The organism is Streptomyces sp. NPDC047072, from assembly GCF_040643855.1.
Lineage (GTDB): Bacteria > Actinomycetota > Actinomycetes > Streptomycetales > Streptomycetaceae > Streptomyces.
In genome coordinates, this window is sequence record NZ_JBEYVC010000190.1 from 1 (window position 1) to 20,401 (window position 20,401).

The 20,401-nt window shown below is 69.9% G+C and carries 18 protein-coding genes, 1 tRNA gene and 1 pseudogene; 11 read left to right on the plus strand and 9 right to left on the minus strand.

All coding sequences use genetic code 11. The features are described 5' to 3' along the window. Positions 1–623: 623 nt before the first annotated feature. Both ABZ896_RS44670 and ABZ896_RS44675 read left to right on the plus strand, forming a co-directional pair. A pseudogene (locus ABZ896_RS44670) lies at positions 624–1,490 on the plus strand (glycoside hydrolase family 6 protein); the annotation flags it as partial. Positions 1,491–2,003: 513 nt separating this feature from the next. Next, positions 2,004–3,053, plus strand: coding sequence for an LCP family protein (locus tag ABZ896_RS44675; protein WP_360942309.1), 1,050 nt, complete (start codon positions 2,004–2,006; stop codon positions 3,051–3,053). Positions 3,054–3,107: 54 nt separating this feature from the next. On the opposite strand, the gene ABZ896_RS44680 is transcribed toward ABZ896_RS44675, so the two are convergent. Together ABZ896_RS44680 and ABZ896_RS44685 are read right to left on the minus strand one after the other, a co-directional pair. Beyond that, the gene (locus ABZ896_RS44680; RefSeq protein WP_360942312.1) at positions 3,108–4,085 is read right to left on the minus strand and encodes a glycosyl hydrolase; all 978 of its coding nucleotides are present in this window, start codon (positions 4,083–4,085) and stop codon (positions 3,108–3,110) included. Positions 4,086–4,227: 142 nt separating this feature from the next. Then, positions 4,228–4,929: a DUF5324 family protein gene (locus tag ABZ896_RS44685; protein WP_360942315.1), complete on the minus strand. Its 702-nt coding sequence runs from the start codon at positions 4,927–4,929 to the stop codon at positions 4,228–4,230. 242 nt (positions 4,930–5,171) lie between these two features. Between ABZ896_RS44685 and ABZ896_RS44690 the strand changes: the two genes are divergently transcribed. Beyond that, positions 5,172–5,699 carry a peptidylprolyl isomerase gene (locus ABZ896_RS44690; protein ID WP_360942318.1) on the plus strand — a complete coding sequence of 176 codons (528 nt, stop codon included), beginning with the start codon at positions 5,172–5,174 and terminating at the stop codon, positions 5,697–5,699. 118 nt (positions 5,700–5,817) lie between these two features. After that, positions 5,818–6,702, plus strand: coding sequence for a rhomboid family intramembrane serine protease (locus ABZ896_RS44695; protein WP_360942321.1), 885 nt, complete (start codon positions 5,818–5,820; stop codon positions 6,700–6,702). 254 nt (positions 6,703–6,956) lie between these two features. Here ABZ896_RS44695 and crgA read toward each other — a convergent pair whose 3' ends face one another. Continuing rightward, complete coding sequence (gene crgA / locus ABZ896_RS44700) at positions 6,957–7,211, minus strand: cell division protein CrgA (protein ID WP_007383302.1); 255 nt, start codon at positions 7,209–7,211, stop codon at positions 6,957–6,959. Between the two features lie 258 nt (positions 7,212–7,469). Here crgA and ABZ896_RS44705 point away from each other — a divergent pair, with 258 nt between their 5' ends. From ABZ896_RS44705 to ABZ896_RS44730, 6 genes are read left to right on the plus strand one after another with little or no spacing between them, the layout of a single operon-like run. Then, positions 7,470–8,246: a DUF881 domain-containing protein gene (locus ABZ896_RS44705; RefSeq protein WP_360942325.1), complete on the plus strand. Its 777-nt coding sequence runs from the start codon at positions 7,470–7,472 to the stop codon at positions 8,244–8,246. Positions 8,247–8,262: 16 nt separating this feature from the next. Then, positions 8,263–8,934: a class E sortase gene (locus ABZ896_RS44710; RefSeq protein ID WP_360942328.1), complete on the plus strand. Its 672-nt coding sequence runs from the start codon at positions 8,263–8,265 to the stop codon at positions 8,932–8,934. Between the two features lie 52 nt (positions 8,935–8,986). After that, positions 8,987–9,148 carry a hypothetical protein gene (locus ABZ896_RS44715; RefSeq protein WP_190203072.1) on the plus strand — a complete coding sequence of 54 codons (162 nt, stop codon included), beginning with the start codon at positions 8,987–8,989 and terminating at the stop codon, positions 9,146–9,148. Then, positions 9,145–9,783 carry an aminodeoxychorismate/anthranilate synthase component II gene (locus tag ABZ896_RS44720; protein ID WP_360942331.1) on the plus strand — a complete coding sequence of 213 codons (639 nt, stop codon included), beginning with the start codon at positions 9,145–9,147 and terminating at the stop codon, positions 9,781–9,783. Before ABZ896_RS44715 ends, ABZ896_RS44720 begins: the two co-directional genes overlap by 4 nt. Continuing rightward, positions 9,780–10,871, plus strand: a complete 1,092-nt coding sequence (locus tag ABZ896_RS44725; RefSeq protein WP_360942334.1) for a class E sortase — start codon at positions 9,780–9,782, stop codon at positions 10,869–10,871. Before ABZ896_RS44720 ends, ABZ896_RS44725 begins: the two co-directional genes overlap by 4 nt. A gap of 13 nt (positions 10,872–10,884) precedes the next feature. Further along, positions 10,885–11,619 carry a class E sortase gene (locus ABZ896_RS44730; RefSeq protein ID WP_360942337.1) on the plus strand — a complete coding sequence of 245 codons (735 nt, stop codon included), beginning with the start codon at positions 10,885–10,887 and terminating at the stop codon, positions 11,617–11,619. 69 nt (positions 11,620–11,688) lie between these two features. On the opposite strand, the gene pknB is transcribed toward ABZ896_RS44730, so the two are convergent. The 6 genes from pknB to ABZ896_RS44760 all read right to left on the minus strand — a co-directional run bounded on the left by pknB (position 11,689) and on the right by ABZ896_RS44760 (position 19,860). After that, complete coding sequence (pknB, locus tag ABZ896_RS44735; protein WP_360942340.1) at positions 11,689–13,683, minus strand: Stk1 family PASTA domain-containing Ser/Thr kinase; 1,995 nt, start codon at positions 13,681–13,683, stop codon at positions 11,689–11,691. Between the two features lie 169 nt (positions 13,684–13,852). Further along, on the minus strand, positions 13,853–15,325 hold the full coding sequence (locus ABZ896_RS44740) for a penicillin-binding protein 2 (RefSeq protein ID WP_360942343.1): 1,473 nt from the start codon (positions 15,323–15,325) through the stop codon (positions 13,853–13,855). Next, complete coding sequence (locus ABZ896_RS44745; protein WP_360942346.1) at positions 15,322–16,773, minus strand: FtsW/RodA/SpoVE family cell cycle protein; 1,452 nt, start codon at positions 16,771–16,773, stop codon at positions 15,322–15,324. The genes ABZ896_RS44740 and ABZ896_RS44745 overlap by 4 nt, the downstream gene beginning before the upstream one ends. Before the next feature lie 27 nt (positions 16,774–16,800). Next, complete coding sequence (locus ABZ896_RS44750; RefSeq protein ID WP_360942355.1) at positions 16,801–18,363, minus strand: Stp1/IreP family PP2C-type Ser/Thr phosphatase; 1,563 nt, start codon at positions 18,361–18,363, stop codon at positions 16,801–16,803. 89 nt (positions 18,364–18,452) lie between these two features. Continuing rightward, positions 18,453–18,965 carry an FHA domain-containing protein gene (locus ABZ896_RS44755; RefSeq protein ID WP_360942349.1) on the minus strand — a complete coding sequence of 171 codons (513 nt, stop codon included), beginning with the start codon at positions 18,963–18,965 and terminating at the stop codon, positions 18,453–18,455. Positions 18,966–18,975: 10 nt separating this feature from the next. After that, a complete protein-coding gene (locus ABZ896_RS44760; protein WP_360942352.1) occupies positions 18,976–19,860 on the minus strand; it encodes a DUF3662 and FHA domain-containing protein in 885 nt (294 codons plus the stop codon). Between the two features lie 423 nt (positions 19,861–20,283). On the opposite strand from ABZ896_RS44760, the gene ABZ896_RS44765 reads away from it, so the two are divergent. Continuing rightward, positions 20,284–20,367, plus strand: a tRNA-Leu gene (locus tag ABZ896_RS44765). Positions 20,368–20,401: the final 34 nt, after the last annotated feature.

Consider the following 20,401-nt stretch of genomic DNA (forward strand, 5'->3'; position numbering starts at 1 on the left):
GGGCTTGGGGAGGAAGGGCGAGGCGCGGGGAGGAGGGGGCTTGGGGAGGAAGGGCGAGGCGCGGGGAGGAGGGGGCTTGGGGAGGAAGGGCGAGGCGCGGGGAGGAGGGGGCTTGGGGAGGAAGGGCGAGGGGATGGGCGGGGTGAGGGATGGCTGGGTCACTCCCTGTCCTCGTCCGTGTTGCGGGCTCTCGGTAGGTGCGGTCCCCTCGGAGAGGTCAGGATCGCTCGACATCCGTTTCAGGAGCCCCCATCCGCGCCCTCCCCCGGGCCGTCGTCGCCCTCGCCCTGCTCCTCGCGGCCACCGCACCGGCCGTAGCCCTGCCCTCGGTATCGGAGCCGCCCGTACCGACGGCCACAGCGCAGCCGTCGGCACCGGAGCCGCCCGCACTGACGGCCACGGCGGAGCCGTCGGCATCGGCGCCGTCCGGCTCGACGTCCGTACCGGAGTCCCCCGTACCCGAGTCCCCCGTACCCGAGTCCCACGTACCTGAGTCACCCGCCCCGGTGCCCACAGCGGAGCCATCCGCGTCGGAGCCGGCTGCCCTCGCCCCCGTAGCGGAGCCGCCTGCCCCGACACTCGCAGCCGACCCACCCGCCCCCGCCGCACCCCCCGCCCCGCCACCCCTGTGGGTGAACCCCGACAGTGCTGCCGCTCGCCAAGCCGTTCAGTACCGGCTGATGGGTCGGGACGCGGACGCGGCGCTTCTTGATCGGATTGCTACGCGGGCGCAGGCGGACTGGCTTACCGGGGCGGATCCCGGGCCGACTGTTCGTGCGCTCACCTCGGCGGCCGCGCGGGTCGGGCGGACTGCCGTGCTGGTCGCCTATCACATCCCCCATCGCGACTGCGGGGCCTTCTCGGCCGGTGGGGCCGGGGACGCGCGGGAGTACCGGGCGTACGTGGACTCCTTCGCGCAGGGGATCGGGGACCGGTCCGCCCTGGTCGTGCTCGAACCCGACGCCGTGCCGCAGGCCCTCGCCGGGTGCCCTGACACCGGTACGGCGGAACGCCTCGCGCTGCTCTCCTACGCCGTCGACCGCCTCGTACGGCAGCCGCACACCCAGGTCTACGTCGACGCCGGGCACCCGGGGTGGATCGCCGACGTGTACTGGCTGGCCCGTGCGCTGCGGCTGGCCGGTGTCGCCCGGGCCGACGGCTTCGCGCTCAACGTCTCCAACTTCCACTCCACGGCGACCGTCCTGTCGTACGGACGCAGGCTCGCGCGGGCGATCGGCGGCGCCCCGCACTTCGTCGTCGACACCAGCCGCAACGGCAACGGGCCCTATCGGGGCGCTGATCCGTGGTGCAACCCGCCCGGCCGCGCGCTCGGCACCCCGCCCACCACCGAGACGGGGCAGCCGGACGTCGACGCCTACCTGTGGGTCAAACGGCCGGGGGAGTCCGACGGCACCTGCCGGGGCGGACCACCGGCGGGACAGTGGTGGCCGGCCTACGCCCTGGCGCTCGCCCGCGCGGCACACGACTGACCGACGGCTTCGGCGTCGCACACCCTGAACCACCGCGCTGAACCACCGCGCCGCGTCCGCCCTCCCCGCACCACCGAGCGCCCCCGTCTGAGCGGCCGCACCCCCGCACCGGACGGGTGACACCGTATGCGTGCCGTTGAGGGGGCGGGGCGGTGGGCGTCGAGCATGGGGGTCCGCGCTGTCGTGGGCGCGTCGGCGCCGGCTTTCCGGGCCGGTGCCGTCGTCCCGGCGGACAGCACCGCGCACACCCCACCAGGGGGACCGATGACCCACCACCCCGCGCAACGGCCCGACGGAGCCCGCCCCCACCCAGAGGACCGTCAGCGGCTCACCGGAAACCGTCCCCGCCCAGAGGATCGTCAGCTACGGCCAACGGGGATCCCTCCCCACCCGGAGAACCGTCAGCCACGGCCCACCGGAACCCGCCTCCGCCGCCGTCGTGCCGTCCCCCGGCTCCTTGTCGTTCTCGTCGCGCTGTTGTTGGTCGCCGTGGGCGGAGTCGGGTGGGCGCGGATGAGTCTGGACGGGAGTATCCGGTCCTTCGAGTCCGACGGTGTTCCACCCGCGCACGCCCCAGGCGCTCCCGGCGCTCCCGACGCGCCCCGCGTTCCCGGAAACCCCGGCGCTCCCGGTGCCCCGCCCGCCGCAGGCGCCCACGGTCAGAACATCCTCGTCATCGGCTCCGATGCCCGCGTCGGCGGTAACCGGGAGCTCGGCGGGGGACAAGCCGACGACGTCGGCCGGTCGGACACCACGATCCTGCTGCACGTCCACGCCGACCGGCGCCGGGCCGTCGCCGTCTCCATCCCCCGCGACACCCTGGTCGACCTCCCGCCCTGCCGGCTGCCGGACGGCACCTGGACCGAGCCGGTCGAGTCGGCCGTGTTCAACGAGGCGTTCTCGGTCGGCGGTACCCCGGAGGGCAACCCGTCCTGCACCCAGCACACCGTGGAACGCCTCAGCGGTCTGCGCGTCGACCACACCCTCGTCATCGACTTCGAGGGGCTCGCCGCGCTCACCCAGGCCGTCGGGGGCGTGCGGGTGTGCGTGCCCGAGGACGTGTACGAGAGGGATCTGAACCCCGGTCTGCGCGCCCCCGGCGCACTCCTGTTCGCGCGGGGCGAGCAGACCGTCTCCGGCCGCGCCGCCCTCGACTACGTCCGGCTGCGCCACGGCCTCGGCGACGGCTCCGACATCGGGCGCATCAAACGCCAGCACGCCTTCCTCAAGAGCCTGCTGCGCAAGATCCATGGCGACGGGCTCACGCCGTCCCGCCTGCTCCCCCTCACCCGCGCCGTCCTCGACTCGATGACCGTCGACCCGGGCCTCGCCTCCGTGGAGGACCTGTTCGGCTTCGCCCTCTCCCTGCGCGACCTCGCGCCCCGCCGCACGGAGTTCACCACTCTCCCCTGGCGCTACGAGGGCGAGCGCGTCGCTGTGGTCGAACCCGAGGCGAGTGCGCTCTGGGCCCGCCTGGCCGCCGACCGCCTGCCGGACCTCCCCGACAAGGACACCGACCGGGGCGACGACGGCCCCTGCCCGGACGACCTCACCTACGGCTGAGCCCAACCGTAAAAGGTCTCCGAAAAGCTCCCGAAAGGCCCCTGAGGAACCCCCTCACCGCCCGCCCAGCACCGACCGGTACACCTCCGACGCCCGCGGATTCGCCCGGCACCGCCACACCCCGTGCGGGCAGTAGTCGCTGATCGCCTGGTAGAGCGGCCGCTGCCGGGAGAACCAGTCGAGCATCCCGCGCATGTACGCCGGGTTGTCGCCGTTCTCGAACAGCCCCCACTCCTGGTACGAGAACGGCTTGCCGTGGGCGCGGGCGAAGCGCACGTGGTCGCGGAGGCCGTACGGCTCGGTCACCTGGCGGCTGAAGCTCAGGCCGCGCGGGGCGTCGTACGCGTCCATCCCGATGATGTCCACGACCCCGTCGCCCGGATAGCAGCGTGGCCACGGGATCGCGTCCCGGCCCCGGGTCGGCGTGAACTCGAAGCGGAAGCGCTGCCCGGGCACCGAGCGCATCGCGCGCACGATCCGGGTCCAGTACGCCTTCCAGGCCGCCGGATCCGGGGCGCAGCGGTGGCTGTAGGTGACGCCGTTCATCTCCCAGCCGAGGACCAGGACGGCGTCCGGTACGCCGAGGCCGACCAGGCGGCGGGCCAGGGCGCGGAAGTGGCCGTCGTAGCGGCCGCCGGCGCCCAGGCGGAGTCCGGCGCGTACCTGGGCGTCGGGCAGATGGGCCTCGGAGCGGTCCAGCATCGGGACGTTCAGGACGAGCATCCGCTCCGGGCGGGCCTGCCGCCAGCGCGCCCAGGTGTTCAGATAGCCCGGCGCGCCCTCGATGTTGCTCCAGCGGTCGCCGGGCAGGTAGACGTGCCCGACCCGGGGCGCGGGGGCGTCCAGCCAGGCGCCGAGGGCCGTGAGGCGGCGGGTGTCGGCGGGCTCGTACCCCACGTACGCGCCGTAGGCGGCGGCCGAGGAGGCCGCGGGGGCCGCCGGGGAGCGGGCCGGCGTACACGCCATGAGGAGCAGCAGGACGGCGGTCAGGGCGAGCGGGAGCCGACGGGCGGCCGGGCACGACGGCTTCATGGGAGCCGACTGTGCCGCACCGGGGCGGGCCGCACCGGCTCGCGCCACCCGCACGGGTGAGAGACGACGGAAACGGCCACGCGGTGGGGCGGAACCCTCTCCGCCCCACCGCGTGGCCGAACCGGCGCCCTGAGGTCAGGCGTTACCGCCCGTCGTCGCGGCGGGCCGCGTTCTCCTCGGCCTCCTTCGCCTGGACTTCCGGGTCCAGTACGGCGGAACCGCTGCCGTCCACCGACGTCAGCCGGGTCGTCTCGGGGACCTCGGTCGCCTCGGGCGGCTCGACCAGCCAGTCCGGGTTGGCCTGCTTGTCCCACCACTTCCACGCGGCGTAGGCACCGCCCGCGACCAGACCCACGGCCGCCAGCGCCTTCGCGAGCCTTCCGACCCGCGCCCGCCGCTCATGCTTGCGGACCAGCTTCTGGATCTCCTTGGACGAGACCTGACCGCGCAGCGCGGCCAGCGCGGCCGTGCTCCGGGCCGCGGCCTCGTCACGGACCGGACCGGCCGCGGCGACGGCCTGCTCGATCTTCGGGCGGGAGTAGTCGGCGGCCTGCCGGGCGACCTTGCGGGTACGGACCGCGGCCTCGTGAGCGGCCTGGTCCACCTTGGGCGGCACATGCGTCCGGGCCTGTTCCAGACGGGGTGCCACATGGGCGCCGTACTGGACACGGGCCTGTCCGGCCGCCTGCGAGACCTTGGGCGCGAGCCGTACGCGGGCCTCCTGCGCGTAGTGCGCGGCCCTGTCCTTGGCCGTGTCGGCGTAGGGCGCCACCACTTCCGCGGCGTGCAGCACGCTGTCCTTCGCCGTACCGGTCGCGGCGCGCACGCTGTCGATGCGGGTCACGGGATCCTCCTCCTCGGTGGCGTACGGTATTTCGACTTTCCACCCTTTTACGGATCATGCCTGCCGGGACGCAGCCCGGCACCTGAGGGCGGGCATCCGGATCAATAGCGGATGAATACGTGGCAACAGGAGCTTGTCGACGACAATGCCACGGATCGCCGCCCCGCGCCCCCGCCCGGACCCTCCTCGGCCGGATCCGTGCGAGGATCGGTGGGGCAAAGGAAGACAACGGAAGGCAGATCGTGGCCGAGCAGCTGTACGCCACCCTGAAGACCAACCACGGCGACATCGAAGTCCGGCTCCTGCCGAACCACGCCCCGAAGACGGTCAAGAACTTCGTCGAACTCGCTCAGGGCGAGCGCGAGTGGACCCACCCCGGCACCGGTGCGAAGTCCACCGAGCGCCTCTACGACGGCACGATCTTCCACCGCGTCATCAGCGGCTTCATGATCCAGGGCGGCGACCCGCTGGGCACCGGCATCGGCGGGCCCGGGTACGAGTTCGAGGACGAGTTCCACCCCGACCTGCGCTTCGACAAGCCCTACCTGCTCGCCATGGCCAACGCCGGCCCGGGCACCAACGGCTCGCAGTTCTTCGTCACCGTCTCCCCGACGGCCTGGCTGACCCGCAAGCACACCATCTTCGGCGAGGTCACCGACGCGGCCAGCCAGAAGGTCGTGGACGCGATCGCCGGTGTCCAGACCAACCCGCGCACCGACCGGCCGGTCAAGGACGTCGTCATCGAGTCGGTCGTCGTCGAGACGCGCTGAGGTTCCGCGGAGACCCCGCGAGCGGAAACCTCGCGAAGGGAACCAAACGCCCCGCTCAACCGTAAGGATGGGCGGGGCGGTGCATGTCCGTACGACGGCAGAGACGACAGGGGACGTCATGGAACAGGCGGCAGGCGGTACACCCCAGGCCCCCGGCCTGCCCGGCTGCTACCGGCACCCGGACCGCGAGACGGGCATCAGCTGCACCCGCTGCGAGCGCCCGATCTGCCCGGAGTGCATGGTCAGCGCCTCCGTGGGCTTCCAGTGCCCTGACTGTGTGCGCGACGGGGGCGGCACGGGGTCGGCGCCGGCCGCGGCCCGGCCTCGTACGGTCGCGGGCGGGACGGTCACGGCGGATCCCCGGCTGTTCACGAAGATCCTGATCGGGATCAACGTCGCGGTGTTCATCGCCATCCAGGCCAACCCGTCTCTGGCGGTGGACCTCAGCCTCATCGGCGCTTCTCCGGCGCCGCCGTTCCCGATCACCGAAGGTGTCGCGGACGGGCAGTACTACCGCCTGGTGACCTCGATGTTCGCGCACCAGGAGATTTGGCACATCGCCTTCAACATGCTGAGCCTGTGGTGGCTCGGCGGCCCTCTCGAAGAGGCGTTGGGGCGGGCCCGCTATCTCGCGGTCTACTTCGTCTCCGGTCTCGCGGGAAGTGCCCTGGTCTATCTGCTGGCCAGCCCGGCCACCCAGACACTCGGCGCCTCCGGTGCCATCTTCGGCCTCTTCGGCGCGACCGCGGTCCTGCTGCGCAGGCTCAGGTACGACCTGCGGCCGATCATCGCCCTCCTGGTGATCAACCTGATCTTCACCTTCGGCTTCAACGGCATCTCCTGGCAGGCCCACATCGGTGGCCTGGTCGCGGGCGTGATCACGGGCTACGGCATGGTCCACGCCCCGCGCGAGCGGCGCGCGCTGGTGCAGTACGGCACCTGTGCGGTGGTTCTCGTGGTCGTCGTGGCGATGACCCTGCTCAGGACCTCGCAGCTCACCTGAGCCGCCTGTTGTCCGATCGTTGTCCACAGTCGGTGGCGGATCTTGTGCATAGTGTGGGGGAACAGCTGTGCCCCCTGTCACCGACCCGTGTTTACGCAGGTCAGGAAGGGGGCGAACAGGCTTTCGGGCGCCGGTGTGTCAGTCGTACCGGCGTCAACGTGCTGAGGGTTATCCACAGATCGTCGTTCTTTTCCCCAGGCTCTGTGGAAATTGCTCAGGGCTGTGGATAACTCAGCGAACAGCCCTGGGCAGAGCTACTTCCACTGCGTGGAGACGGCGAATCCCGCGGCGATGAAACCGAAGCCCACCACGATGTTCCAGTTGTCCAAGGCGTCGATCGGAAGGGAACCGTCGGTCACGTAGAAGACGACGATCCAGGCGAGGCCGATGAGGAACATGGCCAGCATCACAGGCGCCACCCAGGCGCGGCTGTTCAGCTTGATGGCCGTCGCCTGCTTCGCCGGAGGCGGCGTGTAATCGGCCTTCTTGCGGATACGTGACTTCGGCACGAGGGTCTCTCCTGTCGATGCGCTGCGTGGCCGCGCAGGTAACGGGGTGGGGCTCTGGGGCAGCGTACAAGGGGACTCTTAGGGCCTGTCCAGCGGATCAGCCCGGCGTCGCGGGGCCTGGCACGCACCAGGCCCCGCTCGGCTCGGCCGATACGTACTGTTTCCTGAAGCCGACCTGATCCGCCGGACAGGCCCTGGCGCTCCCCCGGGCGTCCGTTAGCGTAGTGCTTCCGTGGCGTCGAAGGAGATAAGGGTACGTTGAGCAATTCTGCCGACTCCCCCCCGCCCGGATCCAGTCCTGTCCGCAGGCGGTTCCGGCCTGTGCGGTTGCTCACCGTCGCGGTGTTCGCGCTCGCCGGGCTCATCTTCTTCACGAGTTTCAACACGGCCAAGGGCACCAACATCCGCACGGACACCTCCCTGCTCAAGCTCTCCGACCTCATCCAGGAGCGCAGCCGCAAGAACGGCGAGCTGGACGAGTCGAACGGCTCGCTACGCCGGGACGTCGAGTCGCTCGCCGAGCGCGACGACGGCAGCACGGATGCCGAGGACGCCAAGCTCGCCGCGCTGGAGGACCGGGCGGGCACCCAGAAGACCAAGGGCGAGGCGATCACCGTCACGCTCGACGATGCGCCCCCCAACGCCACCGCCAAGCTGCCCGGCTATCCCGAGCCGCAGCCCGACTACCTGGTCATCCACCAGCAGGACCTCCAGGCCGTGGTGAACGCGCTCTGGCTCGGCGGCGCCCAGGGCATCAAGGTCATGGACCAGCGGCTCATCTCCACCAGCGCCGTGCGCTGCGTCGGCAACACCCTGATCCTCCAGGGCCGGGTCTACTCACCGCCGTACAAGATCCAGGCGGTCGGGGATCCCGGGAAGCTCAAGAAGGCGCTCGCGGACTCCAAGGCGATCCAGAACTACATGGTCTACGTCAATGTCTACGGCCTCGGCTGGAACGTCGCCGACGACGGGGCGGTGACTCTTCCCGGCTACTCGGGCACAGTGGACCTGCAGTACGCCAAGCCAGTGCAGTAGCTCTCGGGAGCCGCCGGTGCGTCTCGTCCTCAGGACCGTCAGCGAGCTGTGCATCACCGTCGGCGCCCTGATCGTGCTGTTCGTGTGCTACGTGCTGTTCTGGACGGGTGTGAAGGCCGACCATGTGATGGACGACCAGATCGACACCCTGCAACGGCAGTGGACGGCCACCACCCCCACCCCCAAGGCGTCCGCGAGCCCGGCCGCCGTGACCTACCGGGACGGCCGGCCCTTCGCGGTGATGTACATCCCGCGGCTCGGCGCCTCCTGGCACAAGCCGGTGCTCCAGGGCACCGGGGTGGGCACCCTGAAGAAGGGTCTCGGCCACTACGCGGGCACCGCGCGGCTGGGCGGCAAGGGGAACTTCGCGGTGGCCGGGCACCGGCGCACGTACGGCGACCCGTTCAAGGACTTCCCGAAGCTGCGGCCGGGGGACGCGGTGGTGCTGACCGACGGGACGACCTGGTTCACGTATCGGATCGACAAAGGCCCCTACAAAACAGTGCCCACCGACGTTGAGGTGATCGATCCTGTGCCACGTAAGTCGGGGTATACGGCTCCGGGCCGCTATCTCACGCTGACCACGTGCGATCCGGAGTGGGGACACAGCCACCGGCTCATCGTCTGGGCCCATCTGGACTCCACACAGCCTGTGGACGAAGGAAGGCCCGCCGCCCTGCGCCGCTAGTCTGGTGCGGTACGGCGTGTGTGGAGTGCCGTGGTACGAGGGAAGGGACGGCATGTACGGCTGGATCTGGCGGCATCTGCCGGGGAACGCATGGGTGAAGGCGCTGATCTCACTCGTGCTCGCGCTTGCGGTGGTCTACGTCCTGTTCCAGTACGTCTTCCCGTGGGCCGAACCGCTGCTGCCCTTCAACGATGTGACGGTGGACAACCAGTGAGCGCGCGCATTCTCGTCGTCGACAACTACGACAGCTTCGTCTTCAACCTGGTCCAGTACCTCTACCAGCTGGGCGCCGAGTGCGAGGTGCTGCGCAACGACGAGGTCGCCACGGCGCACGCCCAGGACGGCTTCGACGGCGTGCTGCTCTCGCCGGGCCCGGGGACGCCCGAGGAGGCCGGCGTCTGCATCGAGATGGTCCGGCACTGCGCGGCGACCGGTGTGCCGGTCTTCGGCGTCTGCCTCGGCATGCAGTCGATGCAGGTGGCGTACGGCGGTGTCGTGGACCGCGCGCCCGAACTGCTGCACGGCAAGACCTCGCTGGTCGAGCACGAGGGCAGGGGCGTCTTCGCCGGACTGCCGACGCCGTTCACGGCCACCCGGTACCACTCCCTCGCCGCCGAGCCGGCGACCGTGCCCGCCGAGCTGGAGGTGACCGCGCGTACCCACGACGGGATCGTCATGGGCCTGCGGCACCGTGAACTCCCGGTCGAGGGCGTGCAGTTCCACCCCGAGTCGGTGCTGACCGAGCACGGCCACCGGATGCTGGCCAACTGGCTGGTGGAGTGCGGCGACCAGGGCGCGGTGGCGAGGTCGGCGGGGCTCGCCCCGGTGGTGGGCAGGGCCACGGCGTGACGGCCCTGCGCCCCGAGCGCGAGGACTTGTACGGCGACGCGTCGTACGAGTCCTACGGCGGCGATCCCGCGGGCGGTGACACGTACGCGGGGGCGCCGTACGTACCGCCGGTGGACGAGCCGTACGTACCGGCTGTCGACGAGCGGTACCTCCCGCCCATCGACGAGGAGACCGTGGCGCTGCGGATACCCGATCCGCCGCCGGATCCCATATCCGCTTCTGGGGCCTCTTCCGTCACATCCGCCACTGGATCCCCACAGGGCGGCCGCGCGGCCCGCAGAAAGGCCGCCAAGGGCCGTCATGGGCGTCATGGCGGTGGCGGCGCGGCCTCTGCCGAGGAGCAGGAGCCGCAGGAGTCGCCGGACGGCAGGCCGCTCTCCCGTGTCGAGGCCCGGCGGCAGGCGAAGGCCCGCAAGGCGAGCCCGGCCGTCGTCGCGAGCCGTGCGATCGGCGAGGTGTTCATCACCACCGGCGTGCTGATGCTGCTGTTCGTCTCCTACCAGCTGTGGTGGACCAACGTCCGGGCGCACGCGCAGGCGGACAAGGAGGCGAGCAGCCTCCAGGACGAGTGGGCCAGCGGCGAGGGAGCGCCCGGTGTCTTCGAGCCGGGCCAGGGCTTCGCCCTGCTGCACATCCCCAAGCTGGACGTGGTCGTGCCGATAGCCGAGGGCGTCAGCAACAAGAAGGTCCTCGACAAGGGCATGGTCGGCCACTACTCCGAGGGCGCGCTGAAGACCGCGATGCCCGACGCGAAGACCGGCAACTTCGCGCTCGCCGGCCACCGCAACACCCACGGCGAGCCCTTCCGCTACATCAACAAGCTCAGCCCCGGCGACCCGATCATCGTCGAGACGCAGGACGACTACTACGTCTACAAGATGACCTCGACGCTTCCGGTGACGTCGCCGAGCAACACCAGCGTGATCGACCCCGTCCCGAAGGGTTCCGGGTTCACCACGGCCGGCCGCTACATCACGCTCACCACCTGCACGCCGGAGTTCACCAGTAAGTACCGCTTGATCGTCTGGGGCAAGATGGTCGAGGAACGGCCGCGCAGCGAGGGCAAGCCGGAAGCGCTCGTCCAGTAAGGGCAGATGACCAGTGGCAGTCACCACCGACCAGCAGGACCGGACCGACGAGCGGCCTCGCCGTCGCCCCGGCCCCATCGCCATGGCGGTCAGTGTCTTCGGGGAACTCCTCATCACCGCCGGGCTGGTGCTCGGTCTGTTCGTCGTCTACTCCCTGTGGTGGACGAACGTCATCGCCGACCGTGAGGCGGACAAGCAGGCCGACAAGGTGCGCGAGAGCTGGACCGACCCGCGGCAGGACACCGGGCCTGGCGCGCTGGACACCAAGGGCGGGATCGGCTTCCTGCACGTGCCCGCGATGAGGAACGGCGAGGTCCTGGTCGAGAAGGGCACCTCGACGAAGATCCTCAACGACGGTGTCGCCGGCTACTACACGGACCCCGTCAAGGCGACGCTCCCCACCACGGGCAGGACCGGCAACTTCTCCCTCGCCGCGCACCGCGACGGCCACGGCGCGAAGTTCCACAACATCGACAAGCTCAAGAAGGGTGACCCGATCGTCTTCGAGACGAAGGACACCTGGTACGTCTACAAGGTCTACGCCGTCCTCGACGAGACCTCGAAGTACAACGTCAAGGTCCTCGGCCAGATCCCCAAGGAGTCCGGCAAGACCAAGGCGGGCCACTACATCACCCTGACGACCTGCACCCCGGTCTACACCTCGCGCTACCGGTACGTGGTCTGGGGCGAACTGGTCCGCACGGAGAAGGTGGACAGCGACCGGACCCTGCCGAAGGAACTGCGCTGACAGGCTGCTCGACACGGAAGAGCCCCGGCCCCCTTGGAACAGGGGACCGGGGCTCTTTCCACGGGGACGCTATCCGTCGTTGCCTCCGAAGAAGCCTCCGCCGTTGTTGCCGCCGTTGCCGTTGCCTGTACTGACCGTGGCGAGGGTGATCTGGGTGCTGCCCGGGTCGTTGACCTCGTTGCCCGCGCCCGGGTTCTGCTGGGCCACCAGGGCGTTGTCGCTCTGGTCGCTGTTGTTCGCGAACTGGATGTTCGTGAACCCGGCGTTGTTCAGGATCGTCCGGGCGTTGGCGACCGTCTGACCCACGACGTTCGGGACCTCGGTCTTGTCCTCGGCCTTGCCGATCTGGATGTTGACCGTCGAACCCTTGTCGGCCTTGGTGCCGGCCGACGGCGTGGTCGCGATGACCTTGCCGATCTGGTTCGTGTCCTGCGTCTCGACCTCGGTGCAGTTGCCGACGAGGTCGTTGTCCTCCATCTGCGCCTTGGCGTCGTCACAGGACTGGCCGGTGACGTCCGGGACGGTGGCCTTCTCCTCCGCCTTGGCGATGACGAGGGTGATCGTGGAGCCCTTCTCGATCTCCTTGCCACCGATGGGGTCCTGGTCCAGGACGGTGCCCGGGTCGTCCGAGGAGGACTCACGGGTCTTGGTCTTGACCTGGAACTGGTAGTCGTCGCCCTCCAGCTTGGAGGTCGCCTCGTCCTCGGTGAGGCCGATGACGCTCGGGACGGTGACCTTCGGGGCGCCGGTGGAGATCACCAGGTTGACCGTGGTGTCCTTGGCGACGCTGGTGCCCGCGGCCGGGTCCTGCGTGCAGACCTTGCCCGAACTCTGGTCCTCGCAGGCCTTCTTGTCGACCGTGCCGACCTTGAGCCCGATGTTGCCCAGCTGTTTCGTCGCGTCCGCCTGGCTCTGACCGGCCAGTGCGGGCACCGAGACCTTGTCGTTGGACGCGTCGTTCCCGCTGAAGATCCACTTGCCGATCAGGATCGCGCCGATCAGCACCAGCGCGCCCGCCACCACCAGCAGGATCGTCGAGGTGTTCGACTTCTTCTGGCGGCGCCGGTCGGGGCGGTCGTCGTAGCCGTAGCCGCCGTCGTCCGGGTTCATCGGCGGCAGCATCGTGGTGGCGCCGCCGTCGGCCGAGCGCATGGCGGTGGTCGCCTGGTCGTCGCCGTAGCCGCCGTAACCGACCGAGCCCATCGCCGCCGTGGCCGCGACCGGCTGGCCGTCGAGACAGGCCTCGATGTCCATGCGCATCTCGTCGGCCGACTGGTAGCGGTAGTTCGGGTCCTTGACCAGGGCCCGAAGGACGATGGCGTCCATCTCGGGCGTGATCTCGGGGTCGAAGACCGACGGGGGCTGCGGCTCCTCGCGCACGTGCTGGTACGCGACCGCGACCGGGGAGTCGCCCACGAAGGGCGGACGCACCGTCAGCAGCTCGTAGAGGAGACAGCCGGTCGAGTAGAGGTCGGACCGGGCGTCGACCTGCTCGCCCTTGGCCTGCTCCGGGGAGAGGTACTGGGCGGTGCCGATGACCGCGGAGGTCTGCGTCATCGTCATGCCGGAGTCGCCCATCGCACGGGCGATGCCGAAGTCCATGACCTTGACCTGGCCGTTGCGCGTCAGCATGACGTTCGCGGGCTTGATGTCGCGGTGGACGATGCCGTTGCGGTGGGAGTACTCCAGGGCCTGGAGGATCCCGATGGTCATCTCCAGGGTGCGCTCCGGCAGCAGCTTGCGGCCGGAGTGCAGCAGCTCACGCAGGGTGGAGCCGTCGACGTACTCCATGACGATGTACGGGATCGAGACCCCGTCGATGTAGTCCTCGCCCGTGTCGTAGACCGCCACGATCGCGGGATGGTTGAGCGAGGCGGCCGACTGGGCCTCCCGGCGGAACCGGGCCTGGAAGGACGGGTCGCGCGCGAGGTCCACGCGCAGCGTCTTCACCGCCACGGTGCGGCCGAGGCGGGTGTCATGGGCGAGGTAGACCTCCGCCATGCCACCACGGCCGAGCACCTGGCCCAGCTCGTACCGGCCGCCGAGGCGACGCGGCTCTTCCATAGCTTCCTACCAGCCCTCTCCGTCGGTCCCGACCGGCACGAGTGTGCGGTCGGAGGCTGCCGTCCGGGCCTACCGTACCCGGCTAGCTTTGTGTGACCTGGCCAAGTGCGTCAGCCGATACAGGACCGGTATCGCAACGTGCACCGATGTGAAGGCGACGTGAGCGGGGTCACTTCTTGGAGTCGATGACCGCCTCCATCACGCTCTTGGCGATGGGCGCCGCGAGTCCGCTGCCGGAGATCTCCGCACGCTCGGCGTTGTCGTCCTGGACGACCACGGCCACGGCGACCGGAGTGCTGTCGCCGACCTTGGCGTACGAGATGAACCAGGCGTAGGGGTTCTTGCTGTTGTTCTCGCCGTGCTGGGCGGTACCGGTCTTGCCGCCCACGGTGACGCCCTGGATCTGCGCCGTGGTGCCGGTGCCCTTCTGGACGACCGTCTGCATCATCGACTGCAGGATCTGGGCGTTCTCCGGCGTCAGGGGCTGGCTCATCTTCTCCGGCTCGGTCTTCTCGAGGGTGTCGAGGTTCGGGGCCTGGAGGGAGTCGACCATGTACGGCTTCATCAGGGTGCCGTTGTTGGCGACGGCCGAGGCGACCATGGCCATCTGGAGCGGGGTCGCGGCGGTGTTGAACTGGCCGATGGAGGAGAGCGCGGTCTGCGACTTGTTCATGTCGCTGGAGAAGACCGGGGCGCTGGTGCGCACCGGGATGAACTGCTCCTCGTCGAAGCCGAACTTCTTGGCCTCCTCCAGCATCTTCTCGTTGCCCAGGTCGGCACCGATCTTGCCGAAGACGGTGTTGCAGGAGACCTGGAGCGCGAGGCGCATGGTGGCGTTCTTGCAGGGGAGGTTGCCCTCGTTCGGCAGCGGGGTCGTGGTGCCCGGCATGATCCACGGCAGCGGGGTGTCGGTGGCCTCGTCGGCCGACTTGTACAGCCCGTTCTCCAGCGCGGCGGCCGCGGTGACGACCTTGAAGGTGGAGCCGGGCGGGTAGACCTCGCGCAGCGCCCGGTTGAGCATCGGGTCGTCGGGGTTGTTCTTCTTGTCGAGCTTCTTCCAGGCCGCCGCGTCGGAGTCGCTGCCGCCCGCGATCGTGGAGGGGTCGTACGACGGGTAGGAGGCGGCCGTCAGGATCTTGCCGGTGGACGGCTCGATGGCGACGACGGCACCCTTGCCGCCCCGCTTCTTCAGCCCCTCGTAGGCGGCCTTCTGCGCGGCGGCGTTGAGGGTGGTGACGACGTTGCCGCCCTCCTTGGCCTTGCCGGTGAGCATGTCCAGGGTGTTGCGGAAGAAGAGCCGGTCGTCGTTGCCGGTGAGGATGCCGTCCTCGACGGACTCCAGCTGGGTGGCGCCGAAGGACTGCGAGACGAAGCCGGTGACCGGCGCCCACATCGCGCCGTCCTTGTAGGTGCGCTTGTACTTGAAGTCGCCCGAGGTGGTCTCCGCGTGCCCGGTGATGGCCTTGCCGTCGACGATGATGTCGCCGCGCGGGGTGGCGTAGCGCTCGATGAGGACCCGGCGGTTGTCCTCGTCCTCCCGCAGGGCGTCGGCCTTGACGTACTGGAGCCAGTTGTCGCGGATGAGCAGGGCGAGGACCAGCAGGCCGCAGAAGATCGCGATCCGGCGCAGGGGCTTGTTCATGACGGGCGGACCACCTGGGTCATCTCGGCGTCGGGGTTCGGGGCGGGGGCGGGCGCCGGACGGCGTGCGGTGTCGCTGATTCTGATGAGGATGCCGATCAGGGCCCAGTTGGCGATGACGGAGGAGCCGCCGTACGCCAGGAAGGGCATGGTCATACCGGTCAGCGGGATGAGGCCCATCACACCGCCGGCGACCACGAAGACCTGCAGCGCGAAGGCGCCGGACAGGCCGATGGCGAGCAGCTTGCCGAACGGGTCGCGGGCGGCGAGGGCGGTGCGCACGCCGCGCTCCACGATCAGGCCGTAGATCAGCAGGATCGCCATGATGCCGGCCAGGCCCAGCTCCTCGCCGAAGGTGGCGAGGATGAAGTCGGAGTTGGCGGCGAACCGGATCAGCTCGGAGTGGCCCTGGCCCCAGCCGGTGCCGAGGGTGCCGCCGGAGCCGAACGCCCACAGGGCCTGCATGGCCTGCTCGGAGTGGACGATGCCGTCGTTGCTGCCGTTGCGGCTGAGCAGGTACTCGTGCATCGGGTCGAGCCAGGCCTGGACACGGGTCTGGACGTGCGGCTCGAAGCTGGCCACGCCGACCGCGCCGGCCGCGGACATCAGCAGACCGAAGACGATCCAGCTGGTCCGCTCGGTGGCGACGTACAGCATGATGACGAACATTCCGAAGAACAGCAGCGAGGTACCGAGGTCGGTCTCGAACACCAGGATGAGGATCGAGATCATCCAGACGACGATGATCGGGCCGAGGTCGCGGCCGCGCGGCAGGTACAGGCCCATGAAGCGGCGGCTGGCGAGCGCGAGCGCGTCCCGCTTGACCATCAGGTAGCCCGCGAAGAAGACCGCGAGGACGATCTTGGCGAACTCACCGGGCTGGATGGTGAAGCTGCCGACCTGGATCCAGATCTTCGCGCCGTACGTGATGTCCGCGCCGAGGCCCGGGACGAGCGGGAGGAGCAGCAGGACCAGCGCGCCGACCATGGAGATGTAGGTGTAGCGCTGCAGGACCCGGTGGTCCTTGAGGAAGATCAGGACGACGGCGAACAGGGCGATGCCCATCGCCGTGTAGATCAGCTGGTTGGTGGCCTTGCCGCCGGCGACGTGGATCTGCTGGAGCAGCTTGGACTGGTCGAGGCGCCAGATCGCGACGAGCCCGAGGCCGTTGAGCAGCGTGGCCAGCGGCAGCAGCAGCGGGTCCGCGTACGGCGCGAACTTGCGTACGACGAGATGGGCGACGCCGGCCAGCAGACCGAGGCCCAGTCCGTAGCTCAGCAGCCCGGACGGCACCTGGTCGTGCATGGCGAGGCCCACGTTGGCGTAGGCGAAGACCGGGATGGCGACGGCGAACACCAGGAGCGCCAGCTCGGTGTTGCGGCGGCTCGGGGCGCCGATCGCGCCGATCGTGGACGTGTGGTGCGTCGACGTGTTGGTTGTACTGCTCATCGTGTGACAGGGCCTCTCACGGCTTGCTCACTGCGTACCGCACTGCGAGACGACCTTCTGCTCTTCCTCCGAGAGAGTGGGGCCGGCGCTGGGCTTGGCGGTCGAGGTGGCGGAAGCGTTCGGGGACGGGGAGGACGAGTCGGTCGGGGTCGGTGTCGCCTTGGACGTACGGGAGGTGCTGCTGGTTCCCGTGGTGCCGCCGGCCTCGCCCTGGCCCGTCTTCGAGTTGTTCTGGGCCTCGGTCGCCTCCGCCTGGGCTTCCTTCTTGCACGCGGAGGCCTGCACGGCCAGCTCGCCGATCTTCTTCTCGGCGCCCTTGAGGTCGCCCTCGGCGATGGTGCCCTCGACCGACTTCTGCACGTACGGCGGGAGGTACTTGAGTTCGATCTCGGGGTGGTCCTTGGACACCTTCGACAGGGACACCCAGGCCAGGTCCTGGCTGATGCCCCGGTACAGGGCGACGTGCTCGCCGTTGACGCCGACGTAGTACTGCGTCTGCGTCCAGCGCCAGCCGCCGTACAGGCCACCGCCGATGACGGCGAGGGCGAGCACCGTGTAGAAGGATCTCTTGAGCCAACGGCGGCTGCCGCGCGGCTTCACGAAGTCGTCGTCGGTGTAGTCGCCGAAGCCGCCCGTGGGGACATAGCCGGTGGTGTCGCCGGAGCCGGACGGGCCGTACTCGCCGCCGCCCTGTCCGGGCACCTGGCGGCCGAGGCCGGAGGCGCGCCCGGCCGGGGTCTGCATGATGCCGTTGTCGTGCGGCTGGAGCTGGTTCTCGGCGACCGCGCCGACCACGACGGGCTGGTCGCTCAGCTGGCCCGCGAGGGTGTCGCCGGTGTCCAGGTCGAGGACGTCGGCCACGATGACCGTGATGTTGTCGGGGCCGCCGCCGCGCAGCGCGAGCTGGATCAGCTCCTGCACGGTCTCCTGCGGGCCCTGGTAGCTGGCGAGGGTGTCCTCCAGCGTCTGGTGGGACACGACACCCGAGAGGCCGTCGGAGCAGATCAGATAGCGGTCGCCCGCGCGGACCTCACGGATCGACAGGTCGGGCTCGACATGCTCACCGCTGCCCAACGCCCGCATCAGCAGGGAGCGTTGGGGGTGGGTGGTGGCCTCTTCCTCGGTGATGCGGCCCTCGTCGACCAGGCGCTGCACCCAGGTGTGGTCCTGGGTGATCTGGGTCAGGACACCGTCCCGGAGCAGGTAGGCGCGCGAGTCGCCGACATGCACCAGACCGAGGCGCTGACCCGTCCACAGCAGGGCGGTCAGGGTGGTCCCCATGCCTTCGAGCTGGGGGTCCTCCTCGACCAGCGACCGCAGCTGGTCGTTGGCGCGCTGTACGGCGGTGCCGAGCGAGGTCAGGACGTCCGAGCCGGGCACGTCGTCGTCGAGGGCGACGATGGTGGAGATGGCCTCGGAGGAGGCGACCTCACCGGCGGCGGCGCCGCCCATGCCGTCGGCGATCGCGAGCAGACGCGGGCCGGCGTATCCGGAGTCCTCGTTGCCCTCGCGGATCATGCCTTTGTGCGATCCGGCGGCGAAGCGCAGTGACAGACTCATGCGCACCTCGCCCGTCGGCTCCGGATACATCCGCACGGTGCCCACCCTCCGGTCGGGAGCGCGCGGGGGCCGTCGGCCGTTGCGTGCTCGCTCCGCTCGCGCCTATTCATGATGTAGCACTACTTCCGCAGCTCGATGACGGTCTTGCCGATACGGATCGGCGCGCCCAGCGGAATCGGTGTGGGGGTCGTCAGCCGCGTCCGGTCGAGGTACGTGCCGTTGGTGGAGCCCAGGTCCTCGACGATCCAGTTGCCGTCGCGGTCCGGGTAGATCCTGGCATGCCGACTGGAGGCGTAGTCGTCGTCCAGCACGATCGTGCTGTCGTGCGCGCGGCCGAGCGAGATGGTCTGGCCCTGCAGCGCGACGGTGGTGCCGGTCAGGGTGCCCTCGGAGACGACCAGCTTGGTGGGGGCGTTACGGCGCTGGCGGCCGCCGGCGGCCGGCTGCTGGCGCTGCTGCGGGGGCGCCTGCCGCTGAGCCTGCTGGGCCCGGCCGGCCTCCCGGCGCGAGCCGCGCTGGGTGACGCGCGTACCGAACAGGTCGCTGCGGATGACCTGCACGGCCACGATCACGAACAGCCACAGTACGGCCAGGAAACCCAGCCGCATGACCGTGAGGGTCAGCTCTGACATTGCCCCCGCTTCACCCTTCGGCTTGCCGGTAAATGATGGTGGTGCTGCCCACGACGATCCGCGAGCCGTCGCGGAGCGTAGCGCGGGTGGTGTGCTGCCCGTCCACCACGATGCCGTTGGTGGACCCGAGATCCTGGATCGTCGAGGGCGTTCCGGTCCGGATCTCACAGTGCCGGCGCGAGACGCCGGGGTCGTCGATCCGCACGTCGGCCTCGGTGCTGCGGCCCAGCACGAGCGTCGCGCGGGAGATCTGATGGCGGGTGCCGTTGATCTCGATCCAGTGGCGGGTGCGGGAGCCGGGCGCGGGCGCGCCGACCGGTCCGCCGGAGCGCTGGCCCCGGTCCTGCTGCGGTTGGCCGTAGCCGGCAGCGCCGCGGCCGCCGGGGGGCGGTGCGGCCGGCATCGGCGGGGCGCCCGCGGGGGCGGCGGACGGCGGGTAGCCGTAGCCGCCGGGGGCACCGACGGCGCCGGAACCGGGACGTCCGGCCGGCGGTGCCGAGCCGGGGGCCTGCTGGTCGGTGGAGCCGGCGAGGGTCCGACTGCGTACCCGGTACAGACCCGTGTCCAGGTCGTCCGCCTTCTCCAGGTTGACCTTGATCGGGCCCAGGAAGGCGTAGCGCTGCTGCTTGGCGTAGTCGCGGACCATGCCGGCGAGCTCGTCGCCGAGCTGGCCCGAGTAGGGGCTGAGCCGCTCGAAGTCGGGTGTGCTCAGCTCCACGATGAAGTCATTGGGTACGACCGTGCGGTCGCGGTTCCAGATGGTCGCGTTGTTGTCGCACTCCCGCTGGAGCGCTCCCGCGATCTCCACGGGCTGGACCTCGGACTTGAACACCTTGGCGAAGGTGCCGTTGACCAGACCTTCGAGGCGCTGCTCGAACTTCTTCAGGACTCCCATGGGGCACCTCCTCCGTCCTTGCCGTCCTGGCCACTGCTTACCTGGTACTGCTTACTGATCGTATCCACGCGCCGGTGAATCGGCTGGTTCCCCCTGTCGGCCCGGTCGACGGGTTTCGAACCCCGTGCTCGAACTCCTCTGTCAAGGATCGTAGAGGCGGCCGCAGACCAGTGTCCCGCACCTGACTGTGGACCCTGCCCGGCTCCGGGGGAGACGGGCGGTACCGGTACGAGGTTGATACGTGAACCGGTCCTTCTTGATACGTGGCCCGCGGCGACGTGGTTTACCCCGCCCGACCCGAACCCGCTGGTGGTCGGCTGCCCCCGGATATCGGATGTGAACCCACCCCTGCCAGCGTGCTAATGTTCTGGGTGTCGGAAGGCGCCGACCCCAAGGGGCAGAAGGCCGGAAGACACACCCAATGCGCGGGTGGCGGAATAGGCAGACGCGCTGGATTCAGGTTCCAGTGCCCGCAAGGGCGTGGGGGTTCAACTCCCCCCTCGCGCACAGCGAACGGGCCCCGGCGGTGACGGAAGTCACC